The sequence below is a fragment of the Streptomyces sp. NPDC005799 genome (assembly GCF_040630525.1).
GTDB classification, from domain to species: Bacteria; Actinomycetota; Actinomycetes; order Streptomycetales; family Streptomycetaceae; genus Streptomyces; species Streptomyces griseorubiginosus_B.
In genome coordinates, this window is sequence record NZ_JBEXXQ010000075.1 from 1 (window position 1) to 25,474 (window position 25,474).

The 25,474-nt window shown below is 66.9% G+C and carries 17 protein-coding genes and 1 pseudogene; 8 read left to right on the plus strand and 10 right to left on the minus strand.

Features of this window, described 5'->3' with window-relative positions; genetic code table 11:
- The first annotated feature begins 116 nt into the window (after positions 1-116).
- Positions 117-3,548 carry a LamG-like jellyroll fold domain-containing protein gene (locus ABZ453_RS44990; RefSeq protein WP_359024920.1) on the plus strand — a complete coding sequence of 1,144 codons (3,432 nt, stop codon included), beginning with the start codon at positions 117-119 and terminating at the stop codon, positions 3,546-3,548.
- Between the two features lie 275 nt (positions 3,549-3,823).
- On the opposite strand, the gene ABZ453_RS44995 is transcribed toward ABZ453_RS44990, so the two are convergent.
- The gene (locus tag ABZ453_RS44995) at positions 3,824-5,032 is read right to left on the minus strand and encodes a hypothetical protein (protein WP_359024922.1); all 1,209 of its coding nucleotides are present in this window, start codon (positions 5,030-5,032) and stop codon (positions 3,824-3,826) included.
- A gap of 48 nt (positions 5,033-5,080) precedes the next feature.
- A complete protein-coding gene (locus ABZ453_RS45000) occupies positions 5,081-5,392 on the minus strand; it encodes a calcium-binding protein (RefSeq protein WP_359024924.1) in 312 nt (103 codons plus the stop codon).
- Between the two features lie 830 nt (positions 5,393-6,222).
- Here ABZ453_RS45000 and ABZ453_RS45005 point away from each other — a divergent pair.
- Positions 6,223-7,161 (plus strand): replication-relaxation family protein, encoded by a 939-nt coding sequence (locus ABZ453_RS45005; protein WP_359024926.1) that lies wholly within the window; start codon positions 6,223-6,225, stop codon positions 7,159-7,161.
- A 652-nt stretch (positions 7,162-7,813) separates the two neighbouring features.
- Here the strand turns inward: ABZ453_RS45005 and ABZ453_RS45010 are convergent.
- The 6 genes and pseudogenes from ABZ453_RS45010 to ABZ453_RS45035 form a co-directional block, all read right to left on the minus strand.
- Positions 7,814-8,230, minus strand: coding sequence for a lanthionine synthetase LanC family protein (locus ABZ453_RS45010; protein ID WP_359024993.1), 417 nt, complete (start codon positions 8,228-8,230; stop codon positions 7,814-7,816).
- Positions 8,231-8,335: 105 nt separating this feature from the next.
- On the minus strand, positions 8,336-8,752 hold the full coding sequence (locus tag ABZ453_RS45015; RefSeq protein WP_359024928.1) for a hypothetical protein: 417 nt from the start codon (positions 8,750-8,752) through the stop codon (positions 8,336-8,338).
- Between the two features lie 489 nt (positions 8,753-9,241).
- Positions 9,242-9,382, minus strand: a pseudogene (locus tag ABZ453_RS45020) (site-specific DNA-methyltransferase); the annotation flags it as partial.
- Positions 9,383-9,475: 93 nt separating this feature from the next.
- The gene (locus ABZ453_RS45025; RefSeq protein WP_359024930.1) at positions 9,476-9,772 is read right to left on the minus strand and encodes a hypothetical protein; all 297 of its coding nucleotides are present in this window, start codon (positions 9,770-9,772) and stop codon (positions 9,476-9,478) included.
- Positions 9,773-9,822: 50 nt separating this feature from the next.
- Positions 9,823-10,134, minus strand: coding sequence for a hypothetical protein (locus ABZ453_RS45030; RefSeq protein ID WP_359024932.1), 312 nt, complete (start codon positions 10,132-10,134; stop codon positions 9,823-9,825).
- 76 nt (positions 10,135-10,210) lie between these two features.
- Complete coding sequence (locus ABZ453_RS45035; protein WP_359024934.1) at positions 10,211-16,402, minus strand: DNRLRE domain-containing protein; 6,192 nt, start codon at positions 16,400-16,402, stop codon at positions 10,211-10,213.
- Between the two features lie 1,111 nt (positions 16,403-17,513).
- On the opposite strand from ABZ453_RS45035, the gene ABZ453_RS45040 reads away from it, so the two are divergent.
- Positions 17,514-19,112: a serine/threonine-protein kinase gene (locus ABZ453_RS45040; RefSeq protein WP_359024995.1), complete on the plus strand. Its 1,599-nt coding sequence runs from the start codon at positions 17,514-17,516 to the stop codon at positions 19,110-19,112.
- 463 nt (positions 19,113-19,575) lie between these two features.
- Here ABZ453_RS45040 and ABZ453_RS45045 read toward each other — a convergent pair whose 3' ends face one another.
- Positions 19,576-20,064, minus strand: a complete 489-nt coding sequence (locus ABZ453_RS45045; RefSeq protein WP_359024936.1) for a hypothetical protein — start codon at positions 20,062-20,064, stop codon at positions 19,576-19,578.
- 636 nt (positions 20,065-20,700) lie between these two features.
- Between ABZ453_RS45045 and ABZ453_RS45050 the strand changes: the two genes are divergently transcribed.
- The 5 genes from ABZ453_RS45050 (at position 20,701) to uppS (ending at position 24,271) form a co-directional block, all read left to right on the plus strand.
- Positions 20,701-21,168 carry a hypothetical protein gene (locus tag ABZ453_RS45050; protein WP_359024938.1) on the plus strand — a complete coding sequence of 156 codons (468 nt, stop codon included), beginning with the start codon at positions 20,701-20,703 and terminating at the stop codon, positions 21,166-21,168.
- A gap of 80 nt (positions 21,169-21,248) precedes the next feature.
- On the plus strand, positions 21,249-21,797 hold the full coding sequence (locus ABZ453_RS45055; RefSeq protein WP_359024940.1) for a toxin: 549 nt from the start codon (positions 21,249-21,251) through the stop codon (positions 21,795-21,797).
- Entirely contained in the window at positions 21,794-23,059 is a 1,266-nt protein-coding gene (locus ABZ453_RS45060; protein WP_359024942.1) for an MAB_1171c family putative transporter, read from the plus strand. Before ABZ453_RS45055 ends, ABZ453_RS45060 begins: the two co-directional genes overlap by 4 nt.
- A complete protein-coding gene (locus ABZ453_RS45065) occupies positions 23,056-23,571 on the plus strand; it encodes an NUDIX domain-containing protein (protein ID WP_359024944.1) in 516 nt (171 codons plus the stop codon). The genes ABZ453_RS45060 and ABZ453_RS45065 overlap by 4 nt, the downstream gene beginning before the upstream one ends.
- Positions 23,555-24,271, plus strand: coding sequence for a polyprenyl diphosphate synthase (gene uppS, locus ABZ453_RS45070; RefSeq protein ID WP_359024946.1), 717 nt, complete (start codon positions 23,555-23,557; stop codon positions 24,269-24,271). Before ABZ453_RS45065 ends, uppS begins: the two co-directional genes overlap by 17 nt.
- Before the next feature lie 228 nt (positions 24,272-24,499).
- On the opposite strand, the gene ABZ453_RS45075 is transcribed toward uppS, so the two are convergent.
- Positions 24,500-25,240 (minus strand): hypothetical protein, encoded by a 741-nt coding sequence (locus ABZ453_RS45075; RefSeq protein ID WP_359024948.1) that lies wholly within the window; start codon positions 25,238-25,240, stop codon positions 24,500-24,502.
- Between the last annotated feature and the right edge of the window lie 234 nt (positions 25,241-25,474).

The window sequence follows — 25,474 nt, forward strand, 5'->3', positions numbered from 1 at the left end:
CGACGAAACGACAGGTCACCACTCCCGCGGAATCACCGACCCTATGCCCGACCAGCGAAATCGCCGTCCTCAAGACCGGAAAGACAACAGCCACTAAGTCCAGCGCCTTCGACGAGGTGTACTCCAGCTCCGCCTGCTCCGACGCCCCGCAGTACAACAAGCCGCAGGCCAACGGCGAGGGAGTCGGCTACCAACGCTGGGGCGGGGCCTGCGGGGTCGGTCTGGAACGGTCGTACTACACGATCAACACCTCCGGCCTCGACCCGTCCATGACCGTCATCAAGGCGCAGGTGGACGTGAGCACCACCTACGCCGCCAGTCTCGACTGCTCCCACGACCAGCCGATCACCCTGCACACCACCAACCCCATCAACGAGAACACCGACTGGAACCACCAGCCCGACACCCTTGAGGACAAGGGTTACCCGGCCGTGAAGACCACCGTGCCCAGCGGAGCGAACAACAACTGCAGCAACAGCACCGCCCACTTCCGCGTCGACGACCAGGTCCAGAGGATCGCCAACGGCAACAAGAGCACCTGGACGATCGGCCTGTTCGGCAACGAGTCCAAGACCAGCTCCAACGACGACTATCTGCGCATGTCGCAAGTCCTCGCCCTGTCGACGAACTTCGACATCCCACCGGACACACCCACCAAGCTGCACGTCACGCCCAAGCCCTGGGGCGCGGACGGCAACTGCGTCACCGGCAGCGGGGCGATCGGCTGGATCGGCGCGACCACGTACAGCGACGCGGGCAGCAACGTCACCCTGCACTCCACCGTCGTCACGCACATCTCGGGCGAGCACGCCGAGGCGCACTACCACGTCTGGGACCGCACGGACCTCGACGCCGACGGCAACGCGGTGGACAAGGGCACTCCGGACAGCGGCATGGTCGCCTCCGGCCAGGACGCGGACGCACCGATCGGCTTCACTCTCAAAGACGGTCACGAGTACGGCTGGGACGTCTACGCCCAGGACAACTCCTCCCTCAAGATGAAGTCGGCGATCAGCGACCACTGCTGGTTCGACACGGACTTCACCCCGCCGCAGACGCCGACGATCGCCGACAACCCGCACTTCCCGCCCGTCGGCAGCGGAGCGGGCGACACCTACGCCGGCGACAAGACCGTCGCCGACTTCGCTGTCACAGCGGCGGACAACGCTCCGGCCGACACCTGCGATCCCGCGGGCTGCAAGTCCAGCGGCGTGGACCACTTCCTCTGGCAGCTCGACAGCCAGCCCACCGCCACCACCGGCGAGCCGGCGAAGGTGACGTCCACCAACGGCGCCACGGCCTCCGGGACCGTGTCGGTCAAGGTCACCGACTGGGGCGTACACACCCTCTACGTCGCCGCGGTGGACGCGGCGGGCAACATCTCGCAGAACCCGGCGAGTTACACCTTCACCGCGCCCTGGGACCCGAAGACGAAGATCGCCCCCGGCGACATCACCGGCGACGGCAGCCCCGACCTGCTCGCCACCACCAGCACCGGCGACCTCGAACTCGTCCCCGGCGACCACGACCCCGCCCAGGCCCCCGCACCCGCGCAGAACGGCCCTATCGACGCCAACCCGCCCGCGATCAGCGGCCCGGTCATCGTCTCGACCGCCGCCGGCGCACCCACCGGCACCTGGAACGACTACCTGATCGCCCACCGCGGCAACCTGCACGGCGACACCCACGACGACCTGCTGGCATACAACCGCAAGACGCAACAGCTGTACGTCGTCAAGAACGACCTCGACCCCAAGGACGACAGCGCCATCCCGCGCAGCCCCTACTCCACCTTCCCCGGCTTCGTCGGCCGCCGCTACGACGTCGTCACCAAGGACGAATGCGAATCCACGGACGTCGTCCCCGCAGACCGCTGCGCACAGGCGGGTTACGACCCCAAGGCCCCTTGGGGCATCTCCCAACTGGTCGCCGACGGCGACGTGTACGGCAACCCCGACCACCCCGCCGTCATCACGGTGGAGCACAACAAGCTCTGGCTCTACCAGACGTACGGCGCCAACCACCTCGGCAACCCGAGGCTGTTGGGCGACGGCGACTGGTCCGGCCTGACCCTGATCGCGCCCGGACGCGTCGGCGGTACCTTCACCGTGGACGACAACGGCAACGGCAAGGTCACCGGCGGCACCCCCACCCTGTGGGCCCGCGACGACGCATCCGGCACCCTCTACACGTTCCCCATCACCATCGACGCCACCACCACCCTGCCCAAACTGCTGCACGCCCCGGTCCACACCGCGTTCACCTCCGCCGTGAAGACGTCCTCCGGCGGCACGCTCTGCCTGGACGATGCGGGCTCCCACACCGCCGACCACACCAAGATCCAGATCTACACGTGCAACGGCAGCGCGGCCCAGAAGTGGGTCCTGCACGACGACGGCTCCCTGCGCGTCCTCGGCAAGTGCCTCGACGCGACCGACGGCGGCACGGACAACGGCACGCTGCTCCAGCTCTACAAGTGCAACGGCGGCGGCTCCCAGAAATGGACAACGGGCGCCTCCGGCAGCCTGGTCAACCCACAGTCCGGAAAGTGCGTGGACAACCCCGGCGCCGCCACTACGAACGGCACCCAGGTCCGCCTCTACACCTGCAACAACTCCGCCGCCCAGAACTGGACGAGCACCGCCACGGCGGGCTGGAACACCTACCCGGCCACGGCCCTGTCCCCGGTCCTGCCTATGCGCGACTACCCGACCGTCGCCTCACCCGGCGACGTCAACAGCGCCACGGGCGGACCGGACGGCAAGCCCGACCTCTACGCCACCGACACGGCAGGCCAGCTGACCGAATACCCGGGCACCACTCCATCCGGCACGACCGCAGCGTTCTCCGCCCCGGTGTCACTGGGCACGGTGACGGACACGGCGACCCACCGCTGGAACCTCGACGACAAGACGGGCACCAGCGCCGCCGACACCACCGGCAACACGCCCGCCACCCTGACCGGCGGTGCCGCCTGGACCACCGATCCCGACCGCGGCGCAGCCCTGAACCTGAACGGCACCACCGCCTACGCCGCCACGACCGCCCCCGGCGTCGACACGAGCGGCAGCTTCACCGTCTCGGCCTGGGTCAAGCTCAACGCCTTGTCGGGCACCAACTCGACCTTCCTCTCCCAGTCCGACGACCCGTCCGTCGGCGCCGCCAACGGCTTCCAGCTCTACTACTCCTCCGGCGCCCAGGTATGGGCCTTCGGCCGCCACAACGACGACACCAGCAGTACGTCGTTCACCGCGGCCTACGGAGCCAAGGCGGTGGCGGGCAAGTGGACCCACCTGGTGGGCGTTTACGACGCCGACGCCGACCAACTGCTCCTGTACGTGAACGGCCACCTGTCCGCGACCAAGCCGTACGCGGGGACGACCTGGAACGCGGCGGGACCCGTGCAGTTCGGCCGGCGCCTCTTTCAGGGGACGTATGGCGAGTACGCGAACGGACGGCTGAGTGATGTGCGTCTGTACGCCACAGCGCTGCCTCCGGCGGACGCGGCGGCGCCTGGGGGGAATGCGAACCTGGGCCAGCTCAGCTGAGAGAGCGAGCTCCCACGTACCCCGCGACTGAAGACGTTGACATGGCCGGGCTCTTTGGTCCCGGCCATGTAAGCCGCCGTTCCATGAACATCCATGGTGAACCCGTTGCGGTTCCCCCCGAGATGCAGGGTGTGTTGACAGAGGTCAGATGGGACTCTCTGTACCCACCGGCCGTCGCGGAACCTCATATCCACGCCGCTGTACGCCCGGCCCCAGCGGAGACCGGCAGCGTCTCCGCCCTCCTCGCCCTCCGCACCCACAGCGTCACGCAGCACTCACTGTCGACGGCCGGCGGCAAGCGCACTGAGGCGGTCGCCGATGACCGATACACCAGGGCGCGGCTCGGTCGCGTAGTACCAGGGCTTGCGTCGCCGCAGCAGCGCCTCGCCGTGCTCGCTCCAGGTGAATCCGGACTTCCGCAGCAGCTTTCGGAACACGGTGTCGACTGTCTCCGGGTGAGCGGCAGCCAGTCGGCGGATCGGCAGCGGCCCGATCGACTCCTCCCGCAGGTACGTGCGCAGCAGGTCCTGGTGCTGCCTGCGGCCCGCGAGCGCCGGGTCTGCGAAGAGGTCTCGCAGCTTGCCGTAGTCCGCGTAGAAGTTGAGCCCGTCGACCTGGTCGTAGATGACACCGATGGTGTCCGCGCCCGCCAGTTCCGGCGGCAACTCGAAGAAGGGCAGGTCAAGGCCGGGCAGCCGTCTGCCCTGAGCTCGGTCTGGCCGTCCGGCTACAGCGGTCTCTTGGCGGTGGCGGTAGTAGGCGTTGAGGAGGTTCTCAGCTTCGGCAGGCGGAAGCGCCAGTTCGTCGCCACCGCAGAACTCGACGAACGCGGCCCGGTCCTCCCACATCACCTGCCACCCCTGCTCGACCTTCCGGGGATTGCGGAAGACCAGTTCGGGTCGGCTGGTGGCCAGTTGGAGAGCGGCCTGGGCGATCTCGGTCGCACTGGCCCTGGCGTAGCTCGACATCGCCCCGGACACAAGCCACGCCCCCTCAGCCGCGTGGACGGGTACCAGGCAGGTGTGGAGGAAGTCCCCCTTGGACACTCCGCGGAATGCCGCCCGTCCGACGTTCGAGTACGTGCGGTATTCCAGGTCGTCGACCAGGTTCAGCAGAACGACGGCATCCTTTTCCTTGCACTGGATCTCGAAGATGCCCTCGACCGGGTCACGCCAGCCGAGCAGCATGTCCCGGTCGACCGCGGACAAGTCCTCCCGTCCGGCGACGAACCGGTCCACCACCGTCGAACCGTCCGGCAGCCTGTACCGCAGGATGAAGTGGTCGACGATCCGGATCGCCTCGAGCTCGTCCAGCTGCCGCTCGGGCCCTGCGGCGTCCAGCAGGAGCGGCGTCAACCACCGGTCGAAGCGGGAGCTCTGCCCGAAGGCGACCAGCTGCCCTTTCAACTCGGCACTGCGCTCGATGAGGTTGGTCAGCGATCGTTCGCCGACGTCCTTGTGCGTGCCCTGTTCGGCGTCAGCCATGTTCAGCCCTTCACACATCCGGTTTCGCGTGCCTGCGAGTGCCCGGCCTCAACCGGCCCAGTGACGGTACGCCTCGATCCACTGCGCCCCCTCGGGCGCCGGGCTGGGCAAAGGCAGATCGAGGATTCCGATCGACTGCCGCATGCCGCCATGAGAGCACAGAGCAACGATTCTCCCGTCCGGCGCCAGGTCGATGCCGCCCACGGTCACCTCGACGCCGAGGACCACGGTGGCGAAGGGCAGGTCGAGGTGCTCCTCAAGCATGGTGAACAGACCGGTCAGCTGCTCGTCATCGTTGTAGGCGTCGACGGTCGCCTCTTCGATCATGGCCTCGAGCTCGGCCGTGTCAAACGCGCTCATGGGGCAACACTAACGACCCACGTCGGCACTCGCCGTGGTCGGAGGAGGGCCCTATCGCTCTCGGTTGACGTTCTGCGCGTGGTGGGGGAAGTGGTGACCACGGCCCGACGAGGGCGTGCAGTACCCGGAGTTCTATCTGCGGCTGTCAAACGGCGGGCCTGTCGCCAAGGGCGCCCCACGGATGAGGTGGGCGACAACGGCAGCCGCAGCTTCGTCGTAGATGCTGGCCAGCCCGTGCGGCCCGAGGTCGTGCCATCGTTCGCCGGCCGGGCGGCGAGGGGTTCGTTTCGGTAAGGGGCTCTCGAGATCCTCTGTCCTGCACGCTGCGCCGCCCGCTCGTGGCCAACTGGCGAAGGAGCAGGAGCTTCCGGGTATCAGGGATTTCCGGGCAGGCGGCGGCGAAGCTCGATGCCGTGCTGGCTGAGGTGCACGACTCCGTCGCCCAGGCCCTGCTGCTGTTGCTGGTGTGCGCCGCTTGTTGCGGTGCACGAGCGCGGCGGCGCCCGCCGACGCGCAACAGGGACAACGGCGGCCCCGATCCCCCGGCGGCACGCTCCCGTCCCGTTCGCCCGCCGTCCCCTGTTTTCCTTCTGTTCCGGGGCGAGCGCGGGGGTGTGCAGAGGGGGATGTCCGGCTGGCGACCAAGCCGACGAGGGCGTGGTGACCTGCGGGGATGTCATCCGCGGCTTGGGAAGGCGCGCATCAGTTGGCACATCAGTTGCCGGCAGAGATGTCGACTCGGATGTCGCACCTGATCCGGGCGGTGTTGTCGCTTCGTGATCGCGGTCGGGCCTGCCTGGACGCAGGTGTGGTCGGTGTCGGCTGCTGCCGTGACTGATGCGTGCGGCGCCGCACAGGACGGGGCGCCCGTACAGGGGAGGCGGGCCGACGAGATGATCGACGTGGATCCGGGCGGTGGCGACCGGCTGGCGCTGGCCGTGCTGGTGCAGTACCGGATGGCCACCACCGAGCAGATGCACCGGGTGATCGCCCCCGGGGTGCGCATCGAGCAGAGCCGACGGCGGCTGGCCAAATTGCGCAATGAAGGGCTGGTCGAGCGCATCACCCTGCCCCAGGCGGGACGGCTGCGCGCGTGGTTGCCCACCTCCTATGGTGTGCGGTCTGAGTGGCCGGAGTTCCGCGGGCGGCGGCCACCGAAGGCGATCGCCGATCCGACCGCCGGACGGCTGCGGGTGGGACACACGCTGACGGTGACCGAGACCGCGCTCGTCTTCCTCGATGACGCCCGCCGCCGCGGTGAGCTGTGCCGGCCGCTGGACTGGATACCCGAGGTCTACCACTCTCTTGGGGGCGGCGAGGCCGTGATCCCTGACGCCCTCATGTACTACCGGAGTGGCCGTGAGGGCCCGGAGGGGTCGATGATGCGGGCGTTCGTCGAGGTGGACCGGGCCACCATGGGCCCGGAACGGCTGGCGGCGAAACTCACCGCGTACGCCCGCCTGCACGCTTACGTACCGGTGCCTGTGGGGCGCCGCCGCCAGCCCAGCATCGGGCAGCAACCGGTGCAGGAAGAATGGCGACAGGGCTATCCGCTCTTCCCACGCCTGCTGTTCGTGCTGGACGGCACCGGTCCCGTCGGCGTAGCTACCCGCATCAGTGCCCTGAACTTGGCTGCCAGGACTCCGACGCTGGCCCATTTCCTGCGCGAGGTGCCGGTCCTGACAGCGGCACTGACGGACCTGCGCAGCAAGGGTCCTGCCGAGCCCGTGTGGCATCCTGTCCAGGACCCCGACAGGATGGTCGCCTAGAGTCAACGCCGACCCGCCTAGACGGGCTGCGCAGCCACTGCGCAGCGTGCTGGTGGGGTGCCTGCGCAAAGTCCGACCACGGGCCGACCACGGCTGCGCAAGGCCCCGACCATGAAGGCGACCACGGTCGCGCACCCCCCAACCAAGAGCCGACGAAGGCTGCGCAATCCCCAACCACGAGCCCGACCATGGCTCCGACCACAGCCCTGCGCGGTGAACTGCGCAGGGACCGGGTTTATCGCCATGGTCCGGAAGCAGCGGACCGGGTCGAAGCGCTAGGCGCCAGTGGTGGTGTTCATCGCGTCCTTTCGGAAGGTGTCCGGCTGTGCGTACGGCAGGGGTAGATCGTTCTCATGTGTTCTGGTGTGCGGTGCGGTTCACGGCGTCACCCTGTCAGGAGCAGGCAGCGGTCTCAGGGGGCGGTGATCGCTGTGTTGACGGGGTCGGTGAGACGGACCAGGTGGATGCCTGCCGTGCCGTCCATCAGGCCGGCGCCGTCCGGCTCAACAAGCACCTGGACCACCACGGACTACGTTCAGGCAGCGTAGATGCGACGCGAGTTCGTCGTTGAGGCGGCAGCGGCGGCACGGGAGACGGTCTGCACGAGCCCTGCCCAATCGTGGCAGAGGGAGGCATCGGTGAGCTGGGCGAGCTACTGGTCGTCGGCCAGACATCCGACCAGGGCCTGCTCGACTTGCCGTTGCCGGGCACTGTCGCCGAGGGCGAGGCCGGCGAGTTGCTGAGCGCGGGCGATGCCGGGGGTGCCGTAGCACCAGGACGGGCGTCTCGGTCCTGGGCGCTGGAGTTCGCCGCGTCGGTGTTCGGCTCGGGTGATCAGGTCCGGCCACCAGGTGCGCGAGTCGGTGCCGCTGCGCCACCGGTCGAGCCAGTCGCAGATTCGGGTGATGGCTTGCGTCTGTCCGGGCGCCGTGTGGCCGTGTCGCAGGGCCGTAGCCAGCGCCAGCGGTCCGGTGATGCCGTGGGCGAGGCCGAAGTTGCCGTGTCCGCCGGGACCATCGCGGCGTCGGTCGCAGATCGGGGCTGTCTTCCGTCCACCAGCCGGGCAGATGTTGCGCTTCGATGATGATCGGTTCCGTCAACCGCGCCAAGTAGACGAGGACGTCCTGAAGTTCCGTCTTGTGGCCGCGGTGCAGGTGGTACACGCCCAGCCCAGTCAGTCCGCTGATGAGGTCGTACTCGCCCAGGGTGGGCAATCCGCCGTGATCGATGCGGGCGTGTGCCCGCTGGAGTCGTTGGCGTGTGACGTCGGCGAGGTGTGTGTCCAGGCTCGCCAGGGCGCGCGTAGCGGTGTTCGTGTGCGTGAAGCTGAGGACGTACGCGACGGCCGGGGCTCCTCGTACAGACCGCATGCTTCGGCGGCGGCCTGGATAGGGCCCTTGAGCATGGCGGCGGCCCATGGCCGGAGCGCGTCCCTGTCGTCTTCGCCGGTGTGGGCTCTGACGGCGTGCAGCAGGGCGACTCCCGCCGCGCCGGAGTACAGCGACTGGCCCCAGCCGGGCCCGGTGGGTGTGGGCGGCGCGTCGTAGTTCATCAGCGGCTCTCCCAGCCGGAACAGCTTCAGGTCGGTCATCAGCGTCCCCCTCCGTGATCACTTCAGGAGGAGCAATCGAAACCTGGATGCGGTATTCCAGTGGATAACCGTGCGTCGCGCCTGGTCGGGGCGGGGGTTGCTCCCGAAGTCCAGCTGGCCGATTCAGGGCTCGGCCCGTGCGAGCGAGCGGGAGGTCACGGCTGGTCGCAGCTAAGGCGGGAACACATCCGCTCAGGCAACTGCCCACGCGAGTGCGGCTCCTGGCTGCCTGCAGGACCTGTACGCCGAGCTGGACGACGCCCTCACCTGTTTCCCTCGCGACATGCGCGGTATCGGCCATCTCGGCACCGTTGACCTGGAGGTGCGTATCGCCTCGGCAGCCGACCCGGAGAAGGCTGGACCGCTGATCCGGCGGGCGTTCGAGGCGGCCTGACGCAAGAGGAAGTGCGGCTGGTGCCTCGGTTTCTCGATGCACCAGCCGCCCTTGTCCGTCTGCGATCCGTCGACCCCAGTCCGGTCGCTCTCATATTCCTCCGGTCCTGCCAGGACGAAGTCGTCCTTGGTCTGCTCCGCTCGGAGCCTCGCCTCAGCGACATCGGGGTAATGCGCGGACAGCTCGACCCCCACAAACTGCCGCCCCTCGCGCGAGGCGGCGACGCCTGTGGAGCCGAAGTGGCCGTCGATACACCATCTCGGCGGACGGGACCTCTTCATCCCTCCGCCCGATCAACTACTCGACCCCGCCGACAGGTTGGACAAGGCTCATTCTTCGGATGCCTTGTCGGGGCTGAATCCATGGGTCCAGTGAGCTTCGCCCACCACGTACTCGTGCACGTGGAAGCCGTCGGGGTGGTCCCGGAATCCGGGCAGGGTACGCGCCCGCTCGATGCGCTCTTCGGCCCCCCTGCGACTCGAGTACAGGCCGAGGAACGTGAAGCTGTCCTCGCTGTCGTCCCAGAAGAGGGGTTCACCGTCTTCCATGAAGTCGACGCCGGCAGTGGCACCTGGTTCGTCGGCGAAGTGATGCCTGTGCGCCAGAAGGTAGAGAGTCTGGTTCATTGCGGACCTCTCATGTCGGAGTTTAAGGTCGAGTATGAAAATGGACCCGTTCAGTCATGCTGCCGCCCCGCCGGGAATTCGGTGAAGAACCCTTCCCTCCAAAGGTCTTCGTCGACGACCACAGGGGAGATTTCGAAGCAGTCGGGCTCGTCGCGGAAACCTGGCAAACCCTTGGCCACTTCTCTCTGTTTTTCTGCATCCGCCGGGCGTGCATAGATTCCGATGATCCTCCATTCCTCTTCATCCAAGTGGAGACTGCCATCCGGATCTCGATGAATGATCCGTCCCTCCTCTTCTACAGCGAGATGACGCGCATGCCACAGTACATAGAGTTCACTGTCAGAATTCTCTTCGTGTGTCATCGGATGCTTTCCTTGATGAATATGGCGTCCGGGGGTGCGAAGAAAATTCACCCCCGAACGCCATCGGTCGGTCTACTTACTTCCGGTCAAGGTATTTCTTCGCCTTGTTGATTGGACCTCCGGGTCCCTTCTCCCGCTTCGTGGGAGGTCGACCGTATTCCTCCTCAAAGTACTTTATCGCAGACCACTCTGCCGACTTACCGGCGATTTTATGCTTGCCCCTCACGAAACTCGGTGCATCGCTTGCCCGTTCCTTGCCGGATTTCCTGGCTTCCTTCCACAGGATCTGGACCTTGTGGATCGCCCAGCTCTTCCCGTACCACCAGATCAGGGCAATGATCGCCACGACGGCGGCGACGCCGATGATGGTGAGCACCGTGCTGGCGCTCACTCCTCCCACCGCGAGACCGACGAGGGCGATCGCGGCCATTCGTCCGTCGAGGTCGACCATGTTGACCGGGTCGCCGCAGACGTAGTCGTAGCTGTTGCAACTGCCGCCGGCGACCGGGTCGACCTGGAGGAACCGACCGGTGCTGGGGTCGTACAGGCGGACGCCCATCAGCGTGAGGCCGGTGACGGTCTCGGACGAACGCTGCTTGCTGCCCAGCCAGTCGTAACGGGTGGCCGCCTGGCCCGCTCGCGGATTGCCGTACTCGTCGGCGTCGAGGACGGTCGGCGCCGCAGTGGTGTCGACCGGCAGCGCGAGGGTGACGTCGCTGTGCAGGTTCGACAGCAGGAGGACCGTGTCGCCCGTCTTGCTGGTGGTGGCGGCAAGATCGCCATCGGGTCCGTCGACGTTGCGAGTGAGGGCCCCGCCGGCGGTGTCCTCCACGATCCAGCGTGGGTCGTCCCCGTCGGAGTCGTAGTGGTTGAGCTTGGATCCGGTCCGGGTCCAGGTGCCGGAGGCGTTGGACTCGGTGGTCCAGGAACGGAACCGCAGGGCGGAGTCCAGGGTCCAGGTCTGGCGCTGAGTGCCGGCGGTCTGCTGCTGGACGAGGTCGTTGGCGAAGTAGGCCAGCGTGCTGCCCGGCAGTGCGGTGGTGCGGCCGAAGGCGTCGTAGGTGTAGCCGGTGTTCACCAGCCGGTTGGCGCTGTCGTAGGTGTAGGAGGTGTTCGTACCGCCGGTCGTGGTGCAGTCGGTGCCCGGGGTCGCGACGGCGGTCGCGAGCGTTTTGCGGTTGCTGTTCTTGTCGAAGGTGTAGGAGCGGGTGGCGCAGATCGCGTCGGCGCCCGTGTCCTGCACCTGGGTGAGGCGGCCGGCCTTGTCGTAGGCGTAGGCCTGGGAGGCCGTCACGCCGGGCGTGCCGGTGTGGGTGGCCACTTGGCCCTGCACCGTGGCGGTGACGCTGTCGGACACCAGCACGGTGCCGTCGCTGTTGCGGGTGTAGGTGCGTGCGACAGGACGTCCGGCCGGGTCCAGGTCCTGCTGCATGGTGTAGCCACCGGGCAGGCCCTGGCTCGCCACGGTGCCGTCGGCGTCGTAGCGGGCGGAGAAGGTGCCGGCGACGGAGTCGGTCACCGAAGTGGCCAGTCCCCGCGGGTCGATGGCGGTGTCGTAGGTGTACGTGGTGGTCGACGGCACGTTGTCGCTGACGACGGTGGGCCTGTCGAGCGCGTCGTACCGGGTACTGGTGGTACCGCCGTCGGCGTCCGTGTAGGACATCTGACGGCCTAGCTGGTCGAACGTCTTGGTGATGGTGCCCCCGGCCGTGGAGGTCTGCTTGATCTCATCGCCGGTGGCGGGGTCGTACGACGTGGTCGTGGCCGGGACGGCTGCCCCGACCCCGCCGGAGACGGTGACCGTGGTGGGTCGGCCGGCAGCGTCGTAATCGTTCGTGGTGGTGCGGGTGACGCTGTTGGCGGTTTCGGTGATCTTGGTGGTCTGCCCGTACGTGCCGTATTCAAGGGTCTTGACGGGAAGCTGCGTCGGGTTGGAGCCGCCGCCGGTGATGGCCGCGGCGGGGCCGGTCTGACAGACCGCGCCGGCCCATTCGGGCCTGCCGCCGCAGGTGCCGGTGCCGTCGCCGGTGTAGTAGCTGGTCAGGGTGGTTCCCGCGTCGGTGCCGGTGGCGGCGGGGAGCTGGGTCTTGGTGACGCGACCCTGGCTGTCGTACGTGGTGGTCGTGGTCAGCGCCAACCCGTCCGGGTCGGCGGTGGTGCTGGTGGCCACGCCCTTGGCCCAGTCGTAGCCGATGGCCGTGACCTTGGGGTCGGCGGTCAGCGTGGGCCAGGCCCTCAGCTGGGCGCCCACGGTCTGCTTCGTGACCTGGTCCTGCACTGCTGCGGTGCCGTCGGTGGGCCTGCCGCTGTCGTACTCCTTGAGGGTCTGGGCACGGGCGATGACCGTGCTGCCGGCCTGTGCGACCGCGGCTGTGCCGTTCATCAGCTTGGAGGCAAGGACGATCTGGTGCAGCGGCCCGTCTTCTTCGAGTTCGCGGGTGCCGGTGCCGTTGTAGAGGGTGCTGGTCGACAGGAGCTGGGCGCGTTCGGCGGAGGACAGGTTGACGATGCCGAGCGTGGTCAGCCGGGTCCGCTGGTCGGCGGTGGTGCCCAGGGCCAGTTCGCGGTTGCTCGCGCTCAGGCTGCGGACGGTGTCGCCGAACTGGTCGTACTCGGTGACGGTGATGTGGTGGCCCGGGATGACCTTGTCGACCTCACGGCCGGAGGAATCCAGGTAGTGGATGTCCGCCCGGGTGTAGCCGGTCGCGGTCAGGGTGCTGCCGTCGTTGCCCGCGGGCACCTGGTCGGCCGGGAACACCGCGGTGGCGTCGCTGGGCTTGTCGGTCTGACCCCATGAGTCCGTCGCGGAGGAGCCGAGATCCTCCGGGGCGGTCGCGCCGCTCAGCGGGACGCCGTAGACGACGCTGGTGACGGCGGTGCCGTTGGTCTGGCTCGCGGTGCCCGGCGTGAGCGTGGGGCGCGAGGCCTTCAGCAGCATGCCGTCACCAGCCGCCGGGTTGGATCCGGCCTGCCCGTAGGTGAACGTCCACGGCAGCTGACCGGGCGGGGTCAGCGTGCTGACGCGGCCGGAGCCGTCGTAGGTGTAGGCGGTCTTCAGCGCGGGGCTGATTCGCGGGTCCCACTGCTCGCGCAGCCGTCCGTTGCTGTCGTACGCGTACTGCGCGACGGTCTGCGCGGTGCCGGCGGAGGCGCCCGGCGGGGTCGACCACAACTTGATCGACGAGACCTGGTCCTTCACGTCGCCCAGCGCCGACGAGGTCGCGGTGGTGGCCGTTGCGTAGACGAACTCCAGTACGCGACATCCCTTGGTGGACGGAGTCGTCACACAGGTCGACGCGGAGACCGCCGACGTCGGCGCGATGATCATCTTGGGGCGCGAGGTCTTGTACTCGCCCAGCGTCACCGGCTCGACGACCGTGGTCGTCGTGGTGTTGGACAGGCCGTCCAGGTAGGAGGAGGCGGCGCTGTAGAGCGTCGAGCTGCCGCTGACGGGAGTGAAGGTGGTGGCCTCGCCGGCGGAGGTCTTCAGAGTGAAGGTCCCGCCGAAGCTGCCGGTGAGGTCGTAGTCCTCGGAGCCCACCTCGGGGATCCAACCGGTCTTCGCGGCGTTCTGGGTGAAGTCCAGGTGGCTGTCGTCACCGGCCGCGTACACGCTCACCGACGTCGGCGAGGTCTTCGACATGCCCGACCACGGCGTGGAGGTCTGCTCGCTGGAGGCGCCGTAGAGCCATTCCTTGCCGAAGATCGGCGCCTGCTGCCCGTCACCGCCGCCCGCCTGCGGGGAGCGCGACGACGCGGTGCGGTCGACCGAGAGGCCGAAGAACGAGGCGTCGTTGTCGGAAAGGGTGTAGTCGCCGTTCAGCAGGTTCAGCGAACCCGGACCCACCTCCTCGGTGGCGGCGCCGTCAGCGGTGCGGTCCACGACCGCGTCGACCGGGTCGGAGGACGCGGTCGCGCTGTTCGGGCCGGTGAAGTCGGCGCGGATCTGCACGGCGCCGTCGGGGTTGACGGTACTGGTGGCGTTCCAGGTGATCTTGGGACTCTTGCCCGAGGTCAGCGCGACGGGCCAGGCCGTCAGCGGCTGGCCGCCCACCGTCACGTCGCCGGCCGGGACACTCGTCCAGGTGTCCGCGTCACCGCGGCGCCAGGAGAACGTCACGTGGTCGTACTTGGCGCCGTCGGCCTCCGCGGTGAGCGGGAGACGGGCGGCGGTGCGGGTGCCCTCGTCGGGGCTGGTTACGCCGCCGGGGCCGACGTGGAAGGTGTAGGACACCGGCTCGGACTTGTTGTCCGCGCGGTCCGTCGCCCGGACCTGGAGGGTGTTGGTGCCCGCCTTGGCCGGCTTGACGGTGATGTTGACCGGCGTCGTTCCGCTGGTGGCGACCTTGGTCCAGGTGGTGCCGTCCAGCGACCACTCGACGCCGTTCTGATCACCGGACGGCGGCGTCACCTTGAACACGCCCGCCTGGCCGACACCCTTGACCCACGAGTCCGAGGGGTAGTCCGTGGAGGTCACCGCCGTGGGCGCGGAGGGCGCCGAGGTGTCCACGGTGAACGTGGCCCACGCCGACCAGCCCAGGTTGTAGTGGGTGCCGTCGTAGGAGTTGGTGCGGAACTTGTACGTCTTACCGTTGGTGAGCAGCCCGGAGGGGACCGTCACGGAGGCCGGCTGACCGCTGGGCACGTAGGGAGAGACCAGGTAGTTGCCGACCTGCGTGCCAGTGGTGGCGTCGTCAACCTCGAACGTGCCGTCGACCTTGTCGTTGTTCATGTCCACGAACGTGTCGCTCAGCGTCGGTGTGGTCGTGTTCACGAACCACGTCCCCGACCCGTCCTGGAAGAACGGCGGACCGGCCTGCTGGTCGGTACCCGTCTTGGGCCGGTAGTTGTAGGTGACGGTCAGCTTCGGCACGTTGGACGACGCGTTGGCCGAGTTGAACCTCTTCCACTGCATGACCGACGCCGCCGACGTCTCGTCCGGGGCGCGAAGCCCCATCCCGGACGTGGTGTTCTTCGCGGAGGCCCAGCCCTGGACGAGGTCCGTGACATCCGCGTTCACCCAGCCGTCCGGCGCCGAGGCGCAGCCGGGGTTGCCCTTGGTCTCCGTGGACGTGGCCATCTTCTGGTTCCACGCGGGCTGCGAACTCCACCGCGAAGCGGTCGACGCCTTGCCGGCGTCCCACACGTCCCAGGGGTAGGCCTTGCAGTCCGTGTTGCCGGAATGGAAGTTCCACAGCGACAGCTTGGCGCTCGAAACCAGCGAGTCGCTGATGGGCGCGGTGTTCCAGGTGATGAACGACCGCGCGATCCGTGCGGTGCCGTCGGCGTTCTTCGTCCCCGGGTTGCCGGCGTCCAGCTCCACATCGCTGGACCAGTCGACGGTCTCACCCTGCTGGACGTAGGTGTCGAAGACGTTCGACAGCGCGGACGTCGACGGGTCCACGGTCACCGGGAACTCGGTCGCCGGGTCCGCCAGGAACTTCGCGTCCGGCGTGAAGACCAGGCTGATCGTGCCCTTGGACTGCCGCACGGTGAGCTTCACCGGCGCCCGGTGAGTGTGCTCACCCGAAACCGGGTCGACGCGGGCGTCCCACATCACCGGCGCCGGCATGACCGCCTGCTTCTTGCCCTTCTTGTCCGTGAAGAGCAGGCTGCCGTCCTTCTGTTGGACGACCTTGAGACCCTTCGCCCTCAACGGCAGCGTGTACGAGTAACCACCGTCCTGCGGACGGGCATTGATGTTCACGAACTGCTCGAACCCGGTACGCGTCGCCTCCACGACGACGTCGCCACCGCGCACCGCACCACGGTAGGTGGCCCGGTTGCCCTTCAGTTGCGGCTTGGGCAGGTCGCCCTTCCACTGCAGACCGATCTGCCGATCACCCTCACCCAGGGTGACGAGATCCGTCGACGGGCCCGAACGTCCGCTGTCCGCAGACGCCTTGAACCCGGACCGGCCACCGGCCAGCCGCAGCCCCCGCGGATGCGCCTTCGGTGCCACGGAGCCATCACTCGCCTGCAGATCCAGGTCGACGGCACGCCAGTCGTTCCCGTCACGGAATCGCACCGGGCCCGCGGAAAGCTCCGTGGTCAGCGAGCCGTTCGGGTTCACCCACGTCGTCGATGTCTCCGTGCGCTCCCCGAGCGCCTCGACGCGCTTGCCCGACAACCGTGCCAGAACCCGCGCCGACGCCAGGTCCGCGGCCGATGACGGATAGCGCTTACCGCGCTGCGACGAATCCGACTCGGCCTTGTGCCCGGCCGAACCGGTGGCGAACGCCGGTGCCGTGTCCGCGAACGCCGTCACGGCCAGAGCCAGAGCGAGCGAGCCGGCTATACCCCGGCTCCATCCTCGCCCTGACTTCAGCAGGTCGGTTCTACGCCCGACCCACACTCTCTTCCCCACTCAAGCTCCTCATTCACAGAAGCCCCACAGACTGTAGGGCGCAGCGAAACATATCGGAACTCGAAGTGAAACAAACAAGATCAAATCGCCCGACCATGGAGGTAAACTCGTAAATCATTGGCAAAGAAAAAACCCAAAACGGGGAAAAGTCCTCACGCTGGGGAACCTCCGCGCAGCGGAATTCGCGCTCGGGCAGCCTGCTCAGGTCGACTCGCATGAAACAAGACATGGAGAGCGTGGCGGAAAATGATCTTTTCTAGCCCCCCTGATAGCCACGCAGATCGTCGACACCGTGGGTGTGCAGGTCGGCGCAGGCTCGCCGAGAATTGATTTTCATCGCGTGAATCGGCAACGACGCACACAGGGAAGAGGCGCTGATCGGACCCGAGGAGTCTCCCCGCAGTTGACGACAAACCATCCAAAAAGTCTGACCCTGGGCAACCAGGGGTCATTTTTTCCCGGGAGGGCGTCAATCAGCTCGGCTTGTCCGCCTTCAGCCAATATCCGTCGCCGCCTATGACGCGGTTGTCTCTGCGTCAAGTTGGGAACAAGCTCATCGATTTCGGACGGAAACCCGACTCCGGATCGACAACGTGAAGTGGATGCCGACGCCGAGAGTGGTCGAGGGCCGCTGCTCTCGCGAGGGACGGGGCGCCCGCTAAGACCGCACGATGATGTGGGGCTCCCTCACCCCTCTGACGGTACAGCTGGGCCAACGACCAGCACTCTCGCTGGTCATCAATCTTGGCGGCAGACGAGTCGGGCTGTACGCCGGGGAGAATCACCGCAGCGCTATCACCTGCGTAAACACGCAGGATGCAGCTCTCCATGGCTACCTTGATGGCTACTTACGCTGCCCATCCTGCCCCAGGCGAAGGAGCGTCTCCGCCACAAGTTCTGTAGCAGTCGAACCAGCTCAGAGTGTGGCAGACGATACGATTGATCGCTGCTGCGGCCCGATGTGCGCCGTTGATCACCAGGGGGAAATGTCGTGTCCAGCCGTGTTCAGCCAGTGCAGCAGGGCGACCCACGCCGTGTAGGTCCTTACCGCATCGTGGGACGACTTGGCGCTGGCGGCATGGGCACTGTGTATGCCGCGCTCAGCGCGGCAGGAGAGCGGATGGCCGTCAAAGTTATCCATCCGGCGCAGGCTGCGGATGATGAGTTCCGTGCTCGCTTCCGGCGGGAAGTACAGCTCTCGCAGCGGGTCATAGGGCCATGTCTGGTACCGGTCCATGACGCCGACACCGAAGCTGCGACCCCATGGCTTGCTACGCCTTTCATTCCTGGCCCCACCCTCGATCGACACCTGGCGGCCAACGCCCCCCTGGTCGGAGCGCATCTGTACGCGCTGGCAGCCGGCACCGCAGCCGCACTGACTGCGGTGCATGCGGTGGGCATCGTCCATCGGGATGTGAAACCGCAGAACGTAATCCTGGCCCCGTCCGGCCCGCGGGTGTTGGACTTCGGCATCGCCCACGCCCTGGACGGCACTTCCCTCACGCGCACCGGAGTGATGACCGGTACACCGGGCTGGATCAGCCCCGAGCATTACCGAACCGGCGCGGTCAGTCCGGAAGGCGACGTCTTCGCCTGGGGAGCCCTCGTCGCCTACGCCGCGACCGCCCGTCTTCCCTTCGGTAGCGGCGCTGCGGACGCCGTCGCCTTCCGAGTCATGTCAGCCGAGCCGGACCTGGAGGGTATGCCGGCTGACCTTAGACGCCTGGCGGAACAGGCCTTGTCCAAGAAGCCGTCCGACCGGCCGAGTGCCGCCGAACTCGAAGACGCCTGCACCACGTTGCTCGCGGCCCAGGCAACCGCCGTGATCTCCCCGGCCGGCCACCAGCCACCCACGCTGATATCCGATTTGGTGAGCCTGCACTGGGATCTGCCGTCCGAAGACGAACCCGCCTGGCCTGGACCGTCACGCCGTAGCCGTGCCCGGCTGTATCTGGCAGTTGGCGCAGCCGCTGCCATTCTCGGTGGTCTCGGCGGCGCTGTCGCAGCCTTCCAGTCATCCCATGCCTCACGGGAACAGGCTTCTGCACCAAGTAGCAGGCCGACAGCGATAACCGGTACCCCTACTCTTACGGCAAAGCACTCCCCCAGCCGTCCAGGCAGCCCCACGCCATCCGTCTCCGCGGCGCAACTCGCGTCGGAAAACCAGCAAGCTGGCGCCCCGTCACCGGCATATACCCGCAGCGACAGCGCCCAGCCGACCGTCGACGAATGGAACACCGCCCGGCTGCCCGCCACATCTGCGGAGAGGGCCGCCGCTCGACGTCTACTCAAGGACACGTCCTCCATATTTCAGGGGCAGCAGTACTTGGGCGAGAGCGTGACTGTGACCTTCAATCCCAAAGCGCAGACGATGTTCGTCACCTTCGGCCCCGGGACGTACCCGGAGGGGCAGGACTACCACGACGACGCCAACTGGACCGACAACGTCCGCGGCCTGATGTTCGACGGCTGCTCCGAAGCCGCACAGGACTTCTCCAACGACACCACTTGGCCTTACGGCCGCGCAGTAGTCGTCTACCGCGAATCCATGGCCAGCCCCGTCATCGCCGACTTCCGCGACGTCACCCACATCGACAGCTGCCGCGTATAACCACACCGCCAAAACCGCCTGTCTCCGGGATGCGCTGGCTCCCTTGAGTTCATCAATCTCCCAGGCGACAGAGACGGGGCGCGCACCGTCACGCAGACGTGTCAGACCAACTTACGGGCGTCCAGTATGTGGACACCCATTGTGATGTGCGTCACGTACTCGTAGCCGTCGGTGGCATAGGTGAGCTTTTTGGGGGCGTGATGCCCCCAGAAACCAGAATTCCAAGCTGCGGCAGGTCGCCATTCGCCTCGAACGCACTACCGTCCGACATCACTGCCCTGACCAAAGGTAGACGGATTGATTCCGTCCGATCCCCGGTCGCCGTCGGCGGCTCCGCTCGGAGGCGTATCCGAGGGTGGGGCCAGCCCCCCAATTTCCGAGATTGCGGCCGGCCTGGGAGACGGCAGGCTCGCGCCCCTCCCGAAACGGAAAGTGGCCAGAAATGCAGGGCCACATAGGACTATTACGCCTTCGACCGAACCGGAATGGAGGCCCAGGTCTCGTATCCCTCGCCGTCGTCGCGGTGCTGGCCGATGTCGTCGACCAGGCGGTGGACAAGGAACAGGCCCGGCTCCTCCTCGGGGTCCGGCAACGGTCGGCCCATCTCCCCAACGGTGATCAGGACATGGTCGCCGTCATACGAGACGCGGCCGCCCAGGTCGACGCTGGCGCGATGCCGGGCTGTGACATCGACGAGTTCGGTCAGCACGGCAAGCGCCGCTTCCTCAACGGCCTTGGCATTGGGCGCGCCAGCGAGCAGCGCGGGCAGCACCTTCGCAGCGAAGCTGCGGGCGCGGCGCAGGCTCTGGACGGGGGTGTGCTCGGGGCCAAGACGGAACTCGATCGATTTCTCAAGATTGGGCAGCCCGTGCGGCGCGGCCGTGTCGCGGCCGGCCGGGGCGGACTGCAGGCCGGAGGCCCAAAGCGGCGATATGGCGTCAGAGATCGTCACGGCTAGTCCGTCCTGTCGGATGGAACGATGTCGAATATCAGTTCGATAGAGGTGAGTATATGAGGGTTGGGCGCAAGGAATTGGGCCTCCAGCCACTTCAGACGGCAGCCCTCGCACGGCGGCTGGCCTCCGTGTAGCTAGTGGGCGGGAGTACTTCGCGGACGACAGCACAGGTGGCGGTCGAGCCATGAGCCTGCACGATGAAGCGGCTACAGCGGGCGCCAGCAAGCTCCGTGGAGGGCGAGGGCGCATCCGCAATCTTGCTTGAGAGCGCGAGTGTCGCCGTTCTCGTCACGGGGGTATGCCTGGATGCCGCAGCCACCGTGCAGTGGCGATCCGCGCCTCCGTCAAGCGGGCGTGTCGGCAACTGAGTTCCCCTCATGCTGGGGCGGGAGTGGTCAGTGAGGCATATGCATGCGGCTCGTTCCCGCCTGGAAAATTGATTTAACAGTGGCGTAGAGTGATCGCGCAACCCGCTAACGTGCATGGCCCGCCTGTCGGGCACCGCCACCTGGCCTGCGCCGTTGCACGGTTCTCCGTGCCCGCAGCCCCCTTGCATCGGCAGCGGGTTGGGCGCGCACGGTCTAGCTTGGTGCGATGCCCGGGAAGAATGAGTCCTATCCGTGGGGGAGCACAATGGATGACGGGGAGCCCGAACACGAGCCGCGGACCCTGGCCGAGAAGATCGAGTACTTGATCTGCAACGCCTTCCCCCCGGACGAAGCACCCTGGGGCGACAGATCGTCCGACCGAGCCGTCGCAGCGGCCATCAACGGCTATCACCGGCGCGAGGTCATCTCGCACGTCACCTTGGGCAAGGTGCGGTCCGGCACCATCGCCGCGAACACCGGGGAACCGTACGTTCCTGGACAGCCAATCATCGACGCCGTCGCGGAATTCTTCGACGTTGACCCACTGTTCTTCGAGCCACAGCACGAAGTCGTGAAAAGGGTCTTCGAGTCGCTGAACTTCCTGCGCGCAGTGCACCGCGGCGATGTACAGGGGCTTGCTGGCCGTGGAGTCACCAGCGGCCTGTCGGCTGAACTGCTTGCCTACCTCAACGAAGTGGCGGCTGAGCTGTCCGACGACTCGCCACAGTCGTAGCGCGTGAACCGGCCAGCTGTGTCCCGACAAGTGTTCCGGAGCGGACAAGAACCCGCGACTCCCCCACCCCGAGGTGCCCAATGTCTTCCCTGCGTCGGCTGCGCAAGCAGCTCGTAGAAGACCTAGACGGCTTCCCCATCCCTAAACCCTTCAGTATCCCCACCCTGGTCCGCGCGATGGAGGCAGAGCTCGACCGCCGCATCTTCTTGCGGCCCATGCCGCCGGCGCTCACCGCGCCCGGATCGGCGTGCGGTCTACGCGTGAAGATGGCCAACGGGGCAAGCCTGGTTCTGTTCCCTCTACGCAGTACCCCGTACCACCAGGAACACGTCATCCTGCACGAACTTGTCCACGAGTGGTTCGATCACGGCGGCACCATCAGCCCCGACGAGTTCCAGCGTATGACTCCACACGTGGGCACCAACTTGATCAGCCGCTTCACCCGCGGCGTCCCCATCGCGGCACGCACCACGTACGAGTCCGAGCAGGAACTCGCCACGGAGGTCTCCGCCGGCATCATCCGTGATCTTGCCGCGCGCCAGAACCGAGCTACCGACGACCTGGTCGGTCGCCTTGAAGCCAGTCTTTCCCACCCGTTCGCCCGTCGGCGAAGAAGGAAGCAACAGTGAGTATCGCCCCGTACGTCGTCGCCGTCCTTTTCTGGATATCAGCCTTCTGGCGCCTGTCCTCAGCTCTCTGGGGTGATCACCGCCGCCGCGCCCTGTGGGGCATGGTCATCGCCTTCGCCGCGGTCTGGACACTGAAGACCCCGCTCATCGACTACGGCATGGACCACAGCGGAATCAACGACCTGTCGAGCGTCGTAAAGCACGTCATAGCGATCGGTGGAATCTACTCCCTGCTCAGTTACGTCCTCGCCATGTACGGCAGCCAGGACGAGTCTTCGGGCGAACGGTACGTCCGCGTCTCCCGCGCTGTGTCGAAGGTTGCACTCAAAGCGACCGTCGTCACCATCGCCTGCCTGATCTTGCTGTTCGCGTTCGCTATCAACCGCAGTATGCCGACTGAGCATTTCGTCACCGGCCACGCTGGCGAACTCGGCATGACCGTCTACATGTCGCTCGTGTACCTCTACATGGGAGGCGCCTCGGCCGTCGCCGGCTACCAGTGGGGCAGCGCTGTCCGACGTACGCCGAGCACCCTCATGCGCGTGGCGCTCGGCATGATGTGCACGTCCATGGGCCTAGCTGTTCTATACGCCCTGATCCGCACCATGTACGTCTTCTACGCCACTGCGGTTGTCCCGACCGCGCACCTTGCCAACCTGCAGGAGAGCATCACCGAGCCCCTGCAGACGGGCCTCTTCCTCCTGCTGCTCCTCGGTCTCACAGTCCCGGCTTCCCGAGCGCTCGTTGACCGTGCCCGCGCCTTCATAGCCCTCATCCGGCTGCACCCCTTGTGGCGTGACCTCGCCCTCGCTGTCCCCGGCCCGGTCATGCTCAAGCCGTCCCAGTATCGACTCGGTGCCCTGTCCAGCGCCTTCAACTACCTGCGTGACATCTTCCGTTTGGACCAGCCCATCAACGACCGCCTGGCCCGCTATGTCACCGAGATCCGGGACATCACCGCGGAACTGCAGTACTACGCTCCACGCGACCTGTTCGACCGGGCCAAGGAGTACGCCCAGTTGCACGCCACGGCCTCCGCCGAGGAGACCGCGGCCGCCGCCGAGGCATACTGGACGAGTACGGCCCTGGCATACAAAACGCGCGGGGACTCCCCCCAATCGACGCAGGCCGAATTCGTCTCCTCTTCCCGCGGCGACTACGACAGCGAAGTGCCCTGGCTCCAGAAGGTCGCTGTTCACTACCAAACCGCGGGCACCGCCACCCGGGAGCTGCTGGGCGCCCAGGAGGCAGCGAACGTATGACCGCCGCGACCGCTGACCTCGACGTACACCTCATCCTCCGCCACGGCGAAGAGATCCTCCTCGCCCTGCGCGCTGGCGCGGCCTACGGCAGCGGCGAATGGGCCCTGCCCTGTGGCAAAGTCAAACCCGCTGAACCCGACGCACCCGGTGAGTCCGTCGTAGACGCCATCGTTCGGGAAGCCCACGAGGAACTCGGCATCGGGCTAGTCCCGAACGCCCTCGCCATTGGGCAGACGGTCCATGCCCGGCATGGCACCACCGACCACTTCGGAGTGTTCTTCGAGGCCCGCACCTGGACCGGCACCCCGACGAACCGGGAGCCCAACAAGTGCGACGCCCTGCGCTGGTTCCCCGTCACCAAACTGCCAGCGCCGCTCATGGATTACGCCGCCGCAGGCCTGCGCGGTTACTTCACGGACCCCGGGGGGCTGACCATCTACGGCGATGGATTTGAGCCCACGACAGTAGGACCAGCGCCCTCTACAACCGACCGTCATGACGATCACCCATGATCCCACCGTTCCCGTCCAGACCACTCTGGCCCGGCACATCGCGTTCATCGCCGACGGCAACCGCCGTTGGGCCGCTGCCCGGGATGTAGGGGCATCCAGCGGCTTCCGACACGGCGCCCTCGCCGTCCGCCGGGCCCTCGGCCATTGCCGCGAACTAGGCCTCGCAGCCGCCTCCGTGTTCCTCATGTCGAGCCGGAACTTCCAGCGTGACACCGAAGAGGTCGCTGTCCTAGTCGGCGTGATCGCCGAGCTGCTGCACGACGTCGCGGACGAGTCCACCGGGCCTGTCCGTGTCCTGCACAATGGCGCCCTACGGGGCTACGCCACCCCGCAACTCCTGGAGGCGATCGAGTACGCCGAAGCCACCACGGCCCAGCGGGACGGCATGACGGTCTGTCTCGGCATCGGCTACGACGGGCACGACGAGATCCGGCGGGCCGCTCACCAGGCGGTGACCTGTCCGAAGTACGACCCAGCAGTCAAGCTACCGATCGAGCGGTACCTGGCCACGGCTGGCCTGCCCGACCTGGACCTGATCATCCGTACCAGCGGAGAGCGGCGCTTGTCTGGCTTCCTGCTGTGGCAGGCCTGCGACGCCACCCTCCACTTCGACGACCGATGGTGGCCCGACTACGACCGGACCGTGCTTGCCGAGGCTCTGACCGTCCACGCGGAGCAGCGCCGCGCCTTCGGCCGATGAGCAAGGCTCGTCCAGCCCCCGCGGAGGTGGGGCAGGGATGTGATTGAGCGCTCGTTTCGACGTATGGGCGCTTGAGTTGGCGGCGTTCCTCGATAGAGTGGGTGCGAGGCGATCATCTGCGGGATGGGCCGGTTCACCACCGGAGTCGCCACTGTGCGGGAGATACCGGTTCGAGCCCGGTCCGTGGACATTCGGTCCACCAGTAGCTCAATGGCAGAGCGCCCGCGTCTAACGAATGGCGTCTCGGCCCGTACGCAGTTCGTCGAGTGTCATCCCCAGCGGGCGGTAGTACGTGGTGGCGTGCCCTTGCAGCCGTTGCAGGGCCCGCTCCTGGCCCGGGTGGGGTTTGTTGTTCTCGTCCATGACCGTCTTCCCTGGCGTCATGCTGTTGAAGCGCCTACGTCCGTGCCGCGAACCGTCCCGGTAGTCATGGGCGATGACTTGCGCCCACTGTTCCCGCGTGAGCAGCCGCCCGATTCGTGCGTTGATCTCACGGGCGGACTCCTTCGTCACCGCAAGCGTGGCCATGACTTCGGGCCAACGGAGGTCCGGCAGCGCACCGACTCTCGCGTACGTGAACGGTCGTTTGGCCAGCTTTTCCCAGCGCGCCTTCGCCGCCTGCGGAAGCTGACTCCATGTCTGGACCAGTTGGTCGTCGACCTTGCCGGCGCCGTGCATGATGGTGTTCCGCAGCTTCACGCAGAACTTCATGAGATGGTCCGCTGTTGTCTCTGTCTCGCCGAACCTGACCGTCTTCGCCAAGAACGGCACAGCCCACCATTCAGGGCCCTTGTTCTGCGGCCCGATGAGGCCTGGGAAACGCTGGCACTCGACTACCGTGCCGACGCACAACTCGATGTGTAGGGCCACGACTTGCGGTATGGCCAAGAAGGCCATGTCTTCCGTCGCCGTCTTGAAGATCTGTTTCGCGTCTGTCGCCGTCACGTCGAGCCGCTCGGCCTGCGCCACCCCAGCAAGTACTGCGCCTGCTGCGTCAGCCAGGTGCGTAGACCGGGCCATCTCCCGCTCCGCAAGGCCGGCACCAATAGCCAGTGCCACGATGCTGTTATTTGACCGCTCTTGCATCGTCTGCCACGTCCGAAACGCGGGGTATTGGATCAACGCAGTTCCCTTCACAGCAGATCACCTATCCGGACAGGGTAGATGCCGTAGGGAAGGGCCGGCTCGGGAACTCGAGCGGCC